The following is a 12,930-nucleotide window of genomic DNA, read 5'->3' on the forward strand; positions in this document are numbered from 1 at the left end:
GCCCGTGACCGTGATCTCTCGAGGGACGCTCCAGTCCTCCGCCGTGAAGGAGACGGTCGTCGGTGAGACGGAGCCTTCGGTCGCATCCGAGCTCGAGACCGGCACCGTGACAGGCCCGCTCGGCGCGGCGTCGAGCGCCACGCTCACGGTCACCCGCCCGCCGGACTCCGAGGTGCTGAGCGCTGTGCCCGCCGTCGTGATGCGCAGCGAATGGCTCGGTGATCCGGTCGACGCGCCCGGCGCATCGGTCGAGGGCCCATCCGAGCACCCGACCACCACGAGCAGCGCGGAGAAGGCGCAAGCTGCCGCCGTGAGCGCGACGCGTGGCGCAGAGAGGGGAGGGCACGCTGGGTGGGGAGATCTCGGCGCGCACATGATGAAGTGAGACTCCTCGCTGGTGGTGCCGCGGATCCGGCAGCATGTTCAGTCGTGGGCGATGATCGCGTCGAGCTCCGCCTGCGTGACCCGGACCGCGTTCGCGTGGCGCACGCCGGATGGAAAGCGGTACTCTGCGCTCGGGAGCTCCGTCCAGGAGCCCGGATCCGCGTCGAGGTCCGTCGTGCTCCAGCACCCGAACACACCGCCGTTCAGGTAGTAGTCGGCGAACAGGTACCATCGATCCTGCCGCGGATCCTTGATGACGAACGGTCCCTCCGTCGCTCGTCTCCTGCTCTGGGTCGACCCGCGCGTGATGTAGTCCGGGCTCCATCGCGTGAACGTCGCCGGATCGAGCGCGAGCGTCGAGGAGCGCGCGATCTGGATGTCCTTGCCCGATCCGGTGAGCGCGCTCCCGCTGCTGTCCGTCTCGTCCTTGAAGAAGAGGTAGTTGCGGCCGTTCCACTGCGTGATCGTCGCGTCGATGACGCTGTAGCCCGGGTCGAAGAGCACGTCGGGGGTCGGGTTGACGATGGTGACGAAGTCCTCGGTGTAGCTGACGTAGATGCGGTTCGCGCCCGTCGTGTCGTTTCCGGACCAGATGATCGCATAGAGCTTGCGATCGGGGTCGTAGTAAGCCTCCGGGGCCCAGGCGTGCATCGGGGTGGAGCCGGGGCCCGGAAGGTTCGTGAGCGTGATCAGCCGGGGATTGGTGAAGGTGATGAGATCGGCCGAGTCCGCCACGAAGATCTTGGAGCTCGGACGGTTCCAGTAGTTCGCGTCGTTCTCCGCGAGCGTCCAGTCCGTGGCGATATAGACGAACGTGCCATCGTTCTTGCGGAACAGGAACGGATCTCGGATGTGGTTCGTGCCCATCCCGGTGAGCCGGTACGCAGGCTGTCCATCGGCGAGGGTCGACCAGCGAAGCCCGTCGGTGCTGTAGGCGAGGTGCAGCGAGTCGCTCGACACGTCCTGACGCGGCCCGAAGTAGCTCAGCACCCAGGCACCCGGGGAGCAGCTGGTCGCGTTCATCGTGGCCGTGAGCTCGCCGTTCGTACACGTGAGGCAGCTGCGGTCCGTGGCGCTGCTCCCCTCCGCGCCGACGAACTCCCCTGGCACGCAGTCGGTCCACGCGACGCATGTCGTCGCGGGATCGGCGTCGTCGTCCCAGGTGCCGTCCGCGCAATCGACGAGCGCGGCGGTACCGCCTGCGCAGTACGTGCCCGGCGAGCAGGCGTCACACCGCGCGGGCGCGGTGCTCGTCCCCGGCGCGGTCTGCCTCGTCCCTGGCGCGCAGGGCGTGTGCGCCGTGCAGCGCGGGGCGTTCATCGTGTCGCTGAAGGTGCCCTCCGGGCACGCCGTGCACCGCCGGTCCGCCGTGGGCGAGCCCTCGGCGCTCGCGAAGGTGCCTGGGGCGCAGGCCGTCCATGCGACGCAGCTCGTCTCGCCATCGCCATCGTGATCCCAGGTGCCCTCGGAGCACGCGCGGGGCTCGGCAGCGGGTCCTGCGTCTCCGCCGGTCGTCGTCGCCGGGTCGCTGCACCCGGAAGTCCACAAGAGCGCCACCAGCCATCGTGCTCTCGAGCTGCTCTTCAGACGTGCCATATCGTTCCTCGAGCGCCGAGCGCGCACGACGGCCTGTCCTGAACGAAGCGAAAGGAACGTTCGGGAGAAATTGTGAACGCTCACATGAACGGCGTCAACCGAAATGGGCCGGCGGCTGGCGATGCGGTCGCCGCGCACCGCGTCGCGCGCCAGCCGCCGATGCGCTGATCGGCTTCGAGCTCGTCGATCGGGCCGGCGATGATGGCGGCAAGGCGCCCGCCCTCTCGCCGCGGCGCTGCGGAGGATCCCGCCAGCCTCGTGATCCCCCGGGATCGAGAGCTTCACGGACCTGTCGATCGGAACCGACGGTGAATATGTGATCGTTCACATGCTCGCTGAGGGGTGTCCTCGTTGCTGCGCATTGCTCGGGTCGCCGCGTGTACCGAAGCCTTCGTCGTCTGGTCGATTTTTTTGCACCGACGAACAACGCCACTCACCTGGCGGCAGCCCAGATGTTCGACGAGGACGCGCTCGTCACTCCGATATTTGAAGGCATCGACATCCTGCCAGGCAAGCACGCCAGGACGCAGATCCTCTTGCCCTCACGGTCCCAGCGGGTGCCGCCCTTGCCCGGCGGCCCCAGCGTGAAGGGCGTCATGTGCGGCGGGCGGTCGGGACCTCGTGGGCGAACGAGCCGCGCTCATCGATGTGGTAGGCGGAGACGTCACGGTCGATCTTCCGCCCGCCGGCGCTCGTGAACATGCGCCGGGGAAAGACGCGCACGCGGGCCTGCGCGGCGCCGGGGAGCAGCTCGAAGCGGCCGGCGCTGAAGCCATGGAGGCGGGTCACGCCGCGGCCGCCGGGGCCGTCGTGCTCCTCGAGACCGAAGAGGGAGGCGCCCTGCAGGGCGTGACGCGCGTGGCCGCCGCCGTGGGCGGTCGAGGTGGCGGTGCCCTCGTGCATGTGGCCGAAGAAGTGGGCGGCGAAGCGACCGGCCGGGTCGACCTCCTGGCGGAACAGGGCCGCGACGATACCCCAGCGCGGCGCCCGTCGGCCGCCTCGCGCGGACGGGCGTCGCCCTCCCTGCGTCCGCCATGGCGCCGCCACCCCCTGAGCTGGAGCTCTGCTCGCATTTCCCCGGCGTTTCGTGCGGGCATGGGGCGTGCTCGAGGCCGAGCGTCATGCCGACGCTCGAGCACAACGCCCTCGTCGAGATGTTCCGCGAACACCCGGCGCTCGCGCCCCGCTTTCTCGCGACGCTCCTCCGCGTCGAGGTGCCGCCGCACGCGGCGGTCGCGGTCGTCGAGTCGTCGCTCGACCAGCTCGTCCCGGTGGAGTTCCGCGCCGATCTGGTGCTCGAGCTTCGCGACGAGAACGACGCGCTGGTGCTGGCGATCGTCCTCGAGGTGCAGCGCGACGTGGACCCGGACAAGAAGTACTCGTGGCCGGCGTACGTCGCGGCCGTACGCGCCAGGAAGCGCGTTGGCACGATCGTCCTCGTGGTCGCGCCGGACGCCGGCGTGGCGGCGTGGGCCGCGGAGACCATCGACCTCGGCCTGGGCCGCGGCCACGTCGCGCCGCTGGTGCTCGGGCCGGCGGTGGTCCCCGAGATCACCGACCCGGCCGAAGCGGAGAAGGAGACGGAGCTCGCGGTGCTGTCGGCGGTGGCGCACGGCAACGGGCCGAGCGGGCCGACCGTGGTGCAGGCGGCGCTCGCCGGCCTCGGCCGGCTCGACCAGGCGCACGCGATGGTCTATTTTCAGCTCATCTGGAACGGGTTGCGAGAGCCGATGAGGCAGGCTGTGGAGGCATTGGTCATGGAACGGCAGAGCGAAGGCGAGGCGACGTTTCCCCCGTTCGTGCAGAGGCTCATCGATCGCGGCATCCGCGAGGGCGAGCTCAAGGGCATGCGTGAGGGCAAGCTCGAGGGCAAGAGGGACACGCTGCTGCGGCTGCTTGCACGTGCGGGGCTCGTGCTCACCGAGGACGAGAGCGCGCGCATCCAGGCATGTACGGACGTCGCGACCCTCGACCGCTGGATCGAGAACGTCCTCGGGGCGAAGACTGCCACCGAAGTGCTCTCCTGACGATGGACGGATGCGGCCCAACAAGGCGATGCGCCAGACGCTCCGCACCGTCGCACAGGCCGTCTGCGCGGCCGCCACCACCGGCCAATCTCGTTGTCACCAGGTGGCGGCGCAAAGCCGGAAGCCGCTCGTCGGCAGCGGCGCGAGCAGGCCCGCCTGCATCCGACGACGGCCGCTGCCGGGCCGCCTCCTGGTCGTCACCGACGGCCTCCTGAAGTACCCGTCGCGCGCGACGAGCAGCGCGCCCGCGCGCACCGGCGATGTACAGACGGCGGTGGAAGCGCTGATCCAGGCGGTGACCCTCCGTCCGGCAACCTGCAGGACCATGTCCCGGTGGTCCTCGGCGAGCACATCGGCTAACCTGCCGCCCGCGAGCAACAGAGATGAGCTGTACAGACGGGATGGTGAAGGTCGGGCCCCGTGCGCCAGACGGAGAGCTCGAGACGACGCGGGCTCCATCGGACCGGATCCTGGTCGCGCACGCCGGGATCGAGCACCTCCAGATCGTCACCGCCGATCGGATCATGACGCCCTACGATGTCCGACTGACCTGGGCAGATAGCCTCGCTGCGCTCGGCGCGGCGCCCTGCGGCACCCTCGCGGGTCCTTGACCATCATCAGGTGCATCCGTGTCGAAGGTTGATCTCAAGAGGGAGCTCAAGCATCTCTACCAAGCATCCGCGAAGGAGGTGGTCCAGGTCGAAGTGCCAACATTTCAGTTCCTCATGATCGACGGCGAGGGCGACCCCAACACGTCACAGGAGTATGCCGAGGCAGTCGAAGCGCTGTTCTCCGTTTCCTACACGACGAAGTTCATGGTGAAGAAGGGGGCGCGAGGAATCGATTATGCGGTCATGCCTCTCGAAGGCCTCTGGTGGTCGGATGACCTGTCCGTCTTCACCTCCAACGACAGGTCAAGGTGGAAATGGACGATGATGATCATGCAGCCTCACTTCGTGGAGGACGCGGTGATCCGGACGGCGATCGCGGAGGTGAGGCGAAAGAAGGCGCTTCCCGCGGTGGATGCGCTCAGGCTGGAGAGCTTCACCGAAGGGACATGCGCTCAGATACTTCACGTCGGCCCCTTTGCTGAAGAAGGGCCGACCATTCAGCGAGTCCATGATTTCATCGGTGCGCGCTCGGCGCTCGCGGGAAAGCACCACGAGGTGTATCTGAGCGACATACGTCGCGCCGATCCAGTCCGGTGGAAAACCATCATCCGCCAACCCATGGAGTGATGGCCAGGTGACGCGGATCCATGGCGGGCCGCCAGGCAGAGCCCCCCCGGAGAAGGCCGCGGACCTCGATGCGGCTGGTGTCGAGCGCGGCAGCAGGGGGGCTGAGAAGGCATCCGGGCCACGATGCGTGGGGGCGGCACGAGGCTGTGGGATTCAGGAGAGCTCATGTTTGACCACGTCAAGTTTGGAGTCAGCGACTATGCAGCGAGCAAGGCGTTCTTCCTCAAGGCGCTCGAACCGCTCGGCGTGGCCGTTGTCTCGGAGGGACCGCCGACGTACGGCGTCGAGCTCAGCTCAAAGGGTAACGCTTCATTGTGCCTGTACCAAACCGAGGAGAAGCCGGCGCATCTTCACCTGGCGTTCACGGCCGAGGATCGCCAGCAGGTCGAAGATTTCTACCGCGCCGCGCTGGAGGCGGGCGGTAAAGACAATGGCGCGCCTGGTCTGCGCCCGCGCTACCACGCGAACTACTACGCAGCGTTCGTCATTGGACCCGACGGGCACAACATCGAAGTGGTTTGCCACGAACCCGAGGCCTGAGCCCTCCATCGAGGGGGCGTCCGCAAGCCGGCTCCGCCCACTCGCGGCGGCCTCTCGTGGCAAACGTAAGGCGACGCCACCTGCCCGAGCACCACGATGAGAAATCGCTTCGCAAGCTGCAGTTGCGGTAAGTTGTCGGCGGAAGTCGAAGGCGAGCCGATTCGCGTGTCCGTCTGTCACTGCCTGGCCTGCCAACGGAGAACCGGAAGTGTCTTCGGCGCTCAAGCCAGGTTCAGCCGCGGGAGCGTGAAGATAAATGGTCGCGGGAAGGACTTCGTTCGAATCGGAGACGAAGGGACGAAGAGCACCTTCACGTTCTGTCCTGAATGTGGCGCCACCGTCTATTACGTGATGGCCGGGCACGAGGACATGATCGCCATACCGGTGGGCGCCTTTGCGGACCCGGCCTTCCCCGGCCCAACGTTCTCGGTCTATGAAGAGCGAATGCACGGCTGGGTGGTCATGCCGCAGGACATCGAGCACATGCGCTAGAGCGACAAACGGGTTGAACCCGCCTGAACGAGCATAGTTTCGAACCGCCAAGGTGCCAAGGACGCCAAGGTGTGGTCTTCTTGGCGCCTTGGCGGTTCATTCCTCGCTCGCTCAACGTGATCGGCGCTCTAGCGGATGTCGTCGACGCTCACGCCGAGTCGCTCGGCGTAGAGGCCGAGGGTGCGCTGCCACGCCGGGCGGGCCTGACAGCGCTCGTAGTAGGCCTTGAGCCTCGGGAAGGGCTCCATCAGGTCGGTCTTGCGGATGCTGCGCAGGACGCCGGCCATCATGATGTCGGCCGCCGTGAAATCGGCGCAGGCGATCCACGCGCGGCCCTCGAGGCGGCGCTCGACGTGGCCGAGCCAGCGGCGGGCGAGCTTGGGCACCTCCGCGTGGAGCTCGCGTGCGGCCTTGCCGCTGTCGAATATCCCGATCAGGTCGAGGCACACGAGGGTCGGCTCGACGGTGCTCACCGCGGCGAAGCACCACTGGACGACGCGGGTGCGGCCCTGGACGTCGCGCGGGATCAGCTTGCCGGCCTTCTCCGCCAGGTAGAGCACCACCGCGGCAGATTCGGCCACGACGAAGCCGTCGTCGTCGATGACCGGCGCCTGGTGGAAGGGGCTGATGCGGCCGTAGGCGTCGCTGTCGAGCTCGCCGGCGGTGTGGTCGAGCGCGTGGACTCGGTAGGGCAGGCCGGTCTCCTCGAGCGCCCACTGCGCCCGGAGGTCCTTCGTCTCGCCGACCCCCTCGGGGAAGATATTTCCGAAGCCATAGAGCGTGATCACGTCGTCCTCCGATCGGTGGCCGGATCCACCGGCCCGCGCCCGAGCGTGCCATGCCGCGGACGGCAACGCGAGCTCCAGCGCCAGACCGCGCGCGAGAGCCTCCATGGGATCGGCGCGGTGCTCGATACCGAGGAGCTCGTGACGGAGTTCAAGAAGGTCGGTCACCTCCTCGGCCTCTGCGACAGCGCGGTGCTCACCCGACGTCACCGCGGTCTTTCTCACGAGCTCGTCGGCAGCCTGTTTTACGGCGTGCTCCTCGCTGCCTCGCTGAGCCGTCCTCGCCCCCCTTGCCGCCTCGTCCGCCGCAGCCGCCGGCCCCGCGATGACGGTCCAGGGCCCGCGGGGAGGACGGGTCGATGTGCGTTCCGGCGCACGAGGACACACCCGAGGGCGGTCGCCTCAACACGGCTCCTCGACGTCGATTCCACACATCCCCCTCTCGACGATGTGGGCCGCTCTACTGTGCTCCTCCACAAACCTCGGCCTGATCGAGGCCGCCGAGGAGGAATTCAGGGCTTCGCTCGAGATCGACACGCGCGTTCCGTGCAGCGGTGTGGTCTTCTGGAAAGGGCCGCCGCGCGAGGGGCCTTCGCCGCCGCGATCCGCTCCCGCGACGTCGCCGCGGTCGGGGGCGCCGAGAGCACGGCGGGCCTCGCCGTGAAGCGCGCACCCCACGGGTTAGAAGGACGAGGAGGACAAGGATGCCCACCATTGCAATCGTCGGCGCCGGCATGGCCGGCCTGCACCTCGCGCTGCACCTCCAGCAGGAGGGTATCGACGTGAGCCTCCACGAGGAGCGCACGCCGGACGAGATCCGGGCGGGGCGCCTGCCGAGCACCGTCGCGCTCTCCCCGCTGACCCGGGCGCGCCAGCGGGCGCTCGGCGTCGCGCACTGGGAGGGGGCCGAGCACGCCACCGGCACGGTCCGGATGCGCGTGGCGGCCGATCCGCCGCTGGCCTTCGTCGGCCACCTCGCGGATCACATGCTCTTCATCGACATGCGCGTCTATCTGCCCCGGCTGCTCGAGGACTTCGCCGCGCGCGGCGGCCGCGTGGTGAAGGCGTCGCTCGACGCGGCCGGCATCCGCGACCTCGCCGCCGGGCACGACCTCGTCGTCGTCGCCACGGGCCGGGCGGGCCTCTCGGATCTCTTCCCGAAGGTCCCCGAGCGCAGCCCGCACGCCGGGCCCCAGCGGCGGCTCTTCGCGGGCATCGTCCGCGGGCTCCGCATGCCCGAGCGGCTCGAGTTCATGTTCCAGCTCTCCCCGGGGCACGGCGAGATCTTCGAGAACCAGTACCTCACGCGCGACGGGGTCGCGCCAGCGCTGCTCATCGAGGCGATCCCCGGCGGCGCGCTCGAGCCGATCACGCGGATGCGCTACGAAGACGATCCGGCGCGGTTCGATGCGGCGCTGCTCGACGCGGTGCTCGCGCACGCGCCGCTCACGGGCGAGCGCGTCGATCGCGCGCGCTTCGGCGTGGCCAGCCCGCGCGACTACCTGACCGGCGCCGTGACGCCGGTGGTGCGGCGCGCCTACGCGCCCCTCGGCGGCGGCAGGTTCGCGCTCGCGCTGGGCGATCTCCACATCACCCACGATCCGATCATGGGCCAGGGCGCGAACATGGCCACGCTGGCAGCGTGGCTCGCCGCCGAGCGGATCGCGGGGCAGGCCGCCGCCGGCGCCGCGTTCGACGAGGCGTTCTGCGCGGACCTGGACGACCGCCTCTGGGAGGCGCTCCGGCCGGCCACGGAGTGGACGAACGCCTTCCTCCTGCCGCCGCCGGACCACGCGGTGGCGCTCCTCGCCGCGGCCTCGCGCAGCCAGTCGCTGGCCGACACGTTCGCCACGAACTTCTCTTACCCGGATCGCCAGTGGGCGATCCTCTCGTCGCCCGAGGCGACGGCCCGCTTCATCGCGAGCCACGCCTGACGCGGGGCCGCGCGGAGCATCGACGCCGGTATTCTTCTCTTCGCGTACTCGGACCTGATCCACGTCATCCCAGGTGCGAAGCTGCGGCAGGCAGGGATCCCTGACGGCTAGACGCCCAGTGACGAGCCAACCGAGCTCTGCACCTGACGTCGTAGCGGCGGGCCGCTGCACCCGGGCCTGTGGACGCGCCGCGACTCCCCAGCCATCGCATGGGCGCGCTCCCATGCGGATCTCGCCGGCGTCGATGATGCCGGGCGCGGGAAGGCGCCTGCTCAGGGCCGGGCGAACGCGGGCGGACACGAGCGGGGGAACGAAGAATTTGCCCCCGGCACGAGGTGGGCATGCGTGCTATCTACGCAGCTGTCCAGATGGCGCCAGGTTCAGCGTTCAGGCTCGACATTGGTCATCTACGCACAACGCCTTGAACAGGCGCATGACCAGGATTAGCCGCATGAATCCACGAGACCCCAGCGAGAAGCCGTCGAAGAACGGCGACACCCCGGAGCAAGCGCAGCCCGCCGAAGAGGCGACGCCCAGGCCGGACGAGGAGCCGGAGGCCCAGGCCCCGACGGGGGTGCCGGCGCGGCACAAGCGACTCGGGACGAACCCTGGCGCTATCATCAAGATCAAGAGATAGTACCGTTGTCGAGGAGCTCGCTCAACAAGCCGCTGCTGCCGGCGGCGCTGCGCGTCGGGGCAGACCGACAGTTCGCTGGGCGGCCGGAGCAGGTCGATCGGGGGACAGCAGCGGCTTCACCCGGCGAGTCGCCGCCATCCGGGTACCGCCTGAACGTCGAGGGGAGCCGTCGTCCGGGATGAGAACGTCGATGACAGACGCGCTCAAACCGTACCAGGATCTTGCCGCGCGCCACCCGAAGTTGCGGGAAGCGGTGTCTGTGGTCGTCGCCGACTGGGAGCCCGACGCGGTCCCCGTGACGATCGGCTTCTGCCACATCGGTCGTGCTCTTGTCCGACTCGAACCCGACCTCGATGACGCCACGCTGGATGAGGTTTCGCGACTCGTGGAGCGTTCGCTGACAGGAAATGGCCAAGAGGCAGATGCGGTCGCGACGGGGCTCCTGGAGGCAATCTGCGCTCACGGTGTGGAGGCTCCTGCGGCCGTTGCGCGTGTCGTCTCTCGTCTGGGAGCGGGGGCGCGCGCTTACATTCGGGCCTGGGATGCCTTCACTGGAACGACGACCCCGGGCGTCACGTGATGGTGCGCGCAGGAGGGCCGACCGGCGGCGCCGGAGGTTCGTGGCGCGCGGGGGCCGACACAAGGCGTCGCACCTGACAATCGAGCTCGCGTACGCTGGCCGCCCGCAGGTGAACGCCGAGCCGTCAGTCGCCGCCGCGGCTGTCGGAGCGCATGGTGCACGAGCTCGCGGACGAGCTCGAGCTCGACGCCCCGCCGTGATCGCAGCGCGCCTCCCGGTCACGATCTGATGACGCCCGGGCGCGCTCGCTCGGGTCGTCATAGAAACGCACGAGACCCACGCGAGGACGGCGCCGACAGGCGAGCGACCCGACCGAGCGCCGAGCCAGCCGCTGCGATCCATTCCACGGGAGAGAATCATGTCGTCTGTAGCTCTCTTGGGCGATTCAGTCTTCGATAATGGTTCGTATACCCACGGCGAGCCCGATGTCGCCTCGCACCTTCGCGCCCTCTTGCCCTCCTGGCGAGTCACCCTGTGTGCGGTCGACGGCACGACCACCTCCGATATCGGAGCCCAGCTCGATCGAGTGCCGAAACACGCGACCCACGTCCTCCTCTCGCTCGGCGGAAACGACGCGCTCGCGAACGCCGACATCCTCGGACTGCCTGTCGGGTCGACGGCCGAGGCGCTGGACGTATTCCGCGAACGCGTGGACGCGTTCGAGCAATCCTACTCGTGGGCGCTCGATGCCGTCGTCGCGCTCGGTCGACCGACGACGGTCTGCACGATCTATGACGGCAACCTCGCTCCCGGTGAGGCCGAGCGAGCTCGCGTCGCCTTGATGACGTTCAATGACGTCATCCTTCGTCAAGCGTTCTCGCGCGCGCTCGACGTCGTCGACCTCCGCCTCGTTTGCACGGAGGTGGCCGACTTCGCGAACGCCGTCGAGCCGTCGGGGCCCGGTGGCTTGAAGATCGCACACGCGCTCGTCCGCGCCCTGGGCGCCGCCGCAGTCCAGAGGCGAGCGACGACCGTGACCGCCGGCTGACGAGCCGCCCCAGCGGACGCGCGCCGAGCCCTCCCTCGGCTCGCGCAGCTGAACGGCAGGGCGCTGGGCCGCGTATGCATACCTGAACCACTTCATCACACGTGCGAAGCTGCGGCAGGAAGGGACAGTCCCATGACGACCTGGATCAGTGGAGTCTGCGAGACGAACGGTATCGACATCCGCTATCTCCGGGCTGGAGGCGCCAAGCCTCCCGTCGTTCTGCTCCATGGATTGATGGGGAGCGGCGCCTGCTGGACGCCCCTGGCGCGGGCGCTCGAAGGTGAGCTCGACGTCGTCATGCCCGACGCCAGAGGGCACGGCGGCTCGAGCGCGCCGCTCCACGGGTACCGGTACGACGATCACGCGAGCGACGTCGTCGGCCTCATCCGCGGCCTGGGGCTCTCTCGTCCGGTCCTGCTTGGCCACTCGATGGGCGGCATGACCGCCGCGGTGGTGGCGAGCCGAGGGGCGGGGGGCATCCGCGGCCTCATCCTGGTCGACCCGACGTTCTTGAGCCCCGAGCGCCAGCGCGAGGTGCGCGACAGCGACGTCGCCGATCAACACCGCCAGGCCCTCGGCTTGCAGAGGTCTGACCTCGTTGCGCAGGCCAGGGCCCGACACCCGCGTCGCTCGCCCGAGATCGTCGAGCTGCAAGCCGAGGCGAGGCTGAAGACCCGCATGGCCGCGTTCGACGTCCTCACGCCGCCCAACCCCGGGTATCGCGACGTGGTGAGCGCGATTGACGTCCCGAGCCTGCTCGTCATCGGTGACAGCAGCCCCGTCGTCACGCTCGAGATGGCCACGGAGCTGCGGAGCCTCAACCCACGCGTACGGATCGAACAGGTGCGCGACGCCGGCCACGGCATTCCCTTCGAACAACCCGAGCGCCTGGGAGAGGTGGTCCTGACGTTCGTGCGCGAGCTGGCGTAGCTGCTGCACGCAGCGCGCGCTGGAGCCTCGGGAGCCCCTTGCGAGCTCGCGCTCCTTCGGCGGCATGGGACGCGTTGCGGTCTAGCTCGGGTTTGCAGCAGACCCCGACCTCGAATTCGCCCGACCGGCGCAGCTGAAACCTGGTACGTTGGGCCGGCCGAACGTTGCGCGGCAGGAGGGGGAGTGGATATGCTATTCGGGGAACGGCTGGACTTCGCCATCGAAGCCGACGTGGAGCCCAACCTGGAGCCCCCGAGCGCGGTGTGGGGGCGCATGTGTGTCTGGTGTCGCGGGGTGGCCCTCGGAGACCTCGGGGAGTCGCGCTGTGCGCTGTACCCGGCTTACCGCTCTTTTCGCTCGCTGCCCTCCAACCTCGACCGCCTGTGGTCCGAGGAGCTGGTCGGGCTGGACGATATCGCTGCATGGAACTTCCTCGACGGGCTATTGTACGGCCATCATGGAGACGTCGAAGTACCCGATGATCGAACGGCCGAGGTGCGCCGCCGGGACTGGACGTTCTGGAGCGCCCACGATTTCCTGACCAACTGGGGCGAGCAGTTCAACGGGTGCAAAGCATTCATCCTCTGTCCGCCCGGCGGCCCGGTGCGCATCCTCTCTCGCGAGCTACCCGGGCACATGGGCCGCGGCGTGGATGTGTCGCGGGCCGGTCTCGTCGCAGCCGTCGAGGGGTTCACCCGCTGGTTCGAGCAACAGGCGCGGCGTCTGGAAGGCGGCCGGGCCTGATTCCTGTGCCTGTGGATGACGCAGAAGGGCTCAATCCGCAGAAACCGCGCTCTCC

Annotated in this window: 16 protein-coding genes; 12 read left to right on the plus strand and 4 right to left on the minus strand. The window is 68.8% G+C overall.

What is annotated here, in order from left to right:
- The first annotated feature begins 10 nt into the window (after positions 1–10).
- A complete protein-coding gene (locus WMF24_RS05490; protein ID WP_437735288.1) occupies positions 11–385 on the plus strand; it encodes a hypothetical protein in 375 nt (124 codons plus the stop codon).
- Between the two features lie 38 nt (positions 386–423).
- Here WMF24_RS05490 and WMF24_RS05495 read toward each other — a convergent pair whose 3' ends face one another.
- Complete coding sequence (locus WMF24_RS05495; protein ID WP_437735289.1) at positions 424–1,980, minus strand: hypothetical protein; 1,557 nt, start codon at positions 1,978–1,980, stop codon at positions 424–426.
- 594 nt (positions 1,981–2,574) lie between these two features.
- Positions 2,575–3,027: a hypothetical protein gene (locus WMF24_RS05500; RefSeq protein ID WP_437735290.1), complete on the minus strand. Its 453-nt coding sequence runs from the start codon at positions 3,025–3,027 to the stop codon at positions 2,575–2,577.
- A gap of 74 nt (positions 3,028–3,101) precedes the next feature.
- Between WMF24_RS05500 and WMF24_RS05505 the strand changes: the two genes are divergently transcribed.
- Positions 3,102–4,007 carry a hypothetical protein gene (locus WMF24_RS05505; protein WP_437735291.1) on the plus strand — a complete coding sequence of 302 codons (906 nt, stop codon included), beginning with the start codon at positions 3,102–3,104 and terminating at the stop codon, positions 4,005–4,007.
- A 96-nt stretch (positions 4,008–4,103) separates the two neighbouring features.
- Here the strand turns inward: WMF24_RS05505 and WMF24_RS05510 are convergent, their stop codons facing one another.
- Complete coding sequence (locus WMF24_RS05510) at positions 4,104–4,358, minus strand: hypothetical protein (RefSeq protein ID WP_437735292.1); 255 nt, start codon at positions 4,356–4,358, stop codon at positions 4,104–4,106.
- 32 nt (positions 4,359–4,390) lie between these two features.
- On the opposite strand from WMF24_RS05510, the gene WMF24_RS05515 reads away from it, so the two are divergent.
- The 4 genes from WMF24_RS05515 to WMF24_RS05530 all read left to right on the plus strand — a co-directional run bounded on the left by WMF24_RS05515 (position 4,391) and on the right by WMF24_RS05530 (position 6,277).
- On the plus strand, positions 4,391–4,618 hold the full coding sequence (locus WMF24_RS05515) for a hypothetical protein (RefSeq protein ID WP_437735293.1): 228 nt from the start codon (positions 4,391–4,393) through the stop codon (positions 4,616–4,618).
- An 18-nt stretch (positions 4,619–4,636) separates the two neighbouring features.
- Positions 4,637–5,245 carry a GyrI-like domain-containing protein gene (locus tag WMF24_RS05520; protein ID WP_437735294.1) on the plus strand — a complete coding sequence of 203 codons (609 nt, stop codon included), beginning with the start codon at positions 4,637–4,639 and terminating at the stop codon, positions 5,243–5,245.
- A 165-nt stretch (positions 5,246–5,410) separates the two neighbouring features.
- Positions 5,411–5,785, plus strand: coding sequence for a VOC family protein (locus WMF24_RS05525; protein ID WP_437735295.1), 375 nt, complete (start codon positions 5,411–5,413; stop codon positions 5,783–5,785).
- 96 nt (positions 5,786–5,881) lie between these two features.
- Positions 5,882–6,277 carry a GFA family protein gene (locus WMF24_RS05530; protein WP_437735296.1) on the plus strand — a complete coding sequence of 132 codons (396 nt, stop codon included), beginning with the start codon at positions 5,882–5,884 and terminating at the stop codon, positions 6,275–6,277.
- Positions 6,278–6,405: 128 nt separating this feature from the next.
- On the opposite strand, the gene WMF24_RS05535 is transcribed toward WMF24_RS05530, so the two are convergent.
- The gene (locus WMF24_RS05535) at positions 6,406–7,287 is read right to left on the minus strand and encodes a glutathione S-transferase family protein (RefSeq protein ID WP_437735297.1); all 882 of its coding nucleotides are present in this window, start codon (positions 7,285–7,287) and stop codon (positions 6,406–6,408) included.
- 479 nt (positions 7,288–7,766) lie between these two features.
- Here WMF24_RS05535 and WMF24_RS05540 point away from each other — a divergent pair, with 479 nt between their 5' ends.
- From WMF24_RS05540 to WMF24_RS05565, 6 genes are all read left to right on the plus strand, one after another.
- Positions 7,767–8,996 carry a styrene monooxygenase/indole monooxygenase family protein gene (locus WMF24_RS05540; RefSeq protein ID WP_437735298.1) on the plus strand — a complete coding sequence of 410 codons (1,230 nt, stop codon included), beginning with the start codon at positions 7,767–7,769 and terminating at the stop codon, positions 8,994–8,996.
- Positions 8,997–9,447: 451 nt separating this feature from the next.
- The gene (locus WMF24_RS05545; RefSeq protein WP_437735299.1) at positions 9,448–9,633 is read left to right on the plus strand and encodes a hypothetical protein; all 186 of its coding nucleotides are present in this window, start codon (positions 9,448–9,450) and stop codon (positions 9,631–9,633) included.
- A gap of 190 nt (positions 9,634–9,823) precedes the next feature.
- A complete protein-coding gene (locus WMF24_RS05550) occupies positions 9,824–10,213 on the plus strand; it encodes a hypothetical protein (RefSeq protein ID WP_437735300.1) in 390 nt (129 codons plus the stop codon).
- A 358-nt stretch (positions 10,214–10,571) separates the two neighbouring features.
- Positions 10,572–11,201, plus strand: coding sequence for a GDSL-type esterase/lipase family protein (locus WMF24_RS05555; protein WP_437735301.1), 630 nt, complete (start codon positions 10,572–10,574; stop codon positions 11,199–11,201).
- 132 nt (positions 11,202–11,333) lie between these two features.
- Entirely contained in the window at positions 11,334–12,131 is a 798-nt protein-coding gene (locus WMF24_RS05560; protein ID WP_437735302.1) for an alpha/beta fold hydrolase, read from the plus strand.
- A 183-nt stretch (positions 12,132–12,314) separates the two neighbouring features.
- Complete coding sequence (locus WMF24_RS05565; RefSeq protein ID WP_437735303.1) at positions 12,315–12,875, plus strand: hypothetical protein; 561 nt, start codon at positions 12,315–12,317, stop codon at positions 12,873–12,875.
- The last annotated feature ends 55 nt before the right edge of the window (positions 12,876–12,930 follow it).

Source organism: Sorangium sp. So ce1335 (genome assembly GCF_051521615.1).
Classification (GTDB): domain Bacteria; phylum Myxococcota_A; class Polyangia; order Polyangiales; family Polyangiaceae; genus Sorangium.

What these genes read in the sequence shown, in the direction of transcription:
- WMF24_RS05495 (WP_437735289.1), bottom strand. Translation starts at nt 1,980, where the DNA reads ATGGCACGTCTGAAGAGCAGCTCGAGAGCACGATGGCTGGTGGCGCTC.
- WMF24_RS05505 (WP_437735291.1), top strand. Translation starts at nt 3,102, where the DNA reads ATGCCGACGCTCGAGCACAACGCCCTCGTCGAGATGTTCCGCGAACAC.
- WMF24_RS05515 (WP_437735293.1), top strand. Translation starts at nt 4,391, where the DNA reads ATGAGCTGTACAGACGGGATGGTGAAGGTCGGGCCCCGTGCGCCAGAC.
- WMF24_RS05525 (WP_437735295.1), top strand. Translation starts at nt 5,411, where the DNA reads ATGTTTGACCACGTCAAGTTTGGAGTCAGCGACTATGCAGCGAGCAAG.
- WMF24_RS05530 (WP_437735296.1), top strand. Translation starts at nt 5,882, where the DNA reads ATGAGAAATCGCTTCGCAAGCTGCAGTTGCGGTAAGTTGTCGGCGGAA.
- WMF24_RS05540 (WP_437735298.1), top strand. Translation starts at nt 7,767, where the DNA reads ATGCCCACCATTGCAATCGTCGGCGCCGGCATGGCCGGCCTGCACCTC.
- WMF24_RS05545 (WP_437735299.1), top strand. Translation starts at nt 9,448, where the DNA reads ATGAATCCACGAGACCCCAGCGAGAAGCCGTCGAAGAACGGCGACACC.
- WMF24_RS05550 (WP_437735300.1), top strand. Translation starts at nt 9,824, where the DNA reads ATGACAGACGCGCTCAAACCGTACCAGGATCTTGCCGCGCGCCACCCG.
- WMF24_RS05555 (WP_437735301.1), top strand. Translation starts at nt 10,572, where the DNA reads ATGTCGTCTGTAGCTCTCTTGGGCGATTCAGTCTTCGATAATGGTTCG.
- WMF24_RS05560 (WP_437735302.1), top strand. Translation starts at nt 11,334, where the DNA reads ATGACGACCTGGATCAGTGGAGTCTGCGAGACGAACGGTATCGACATC.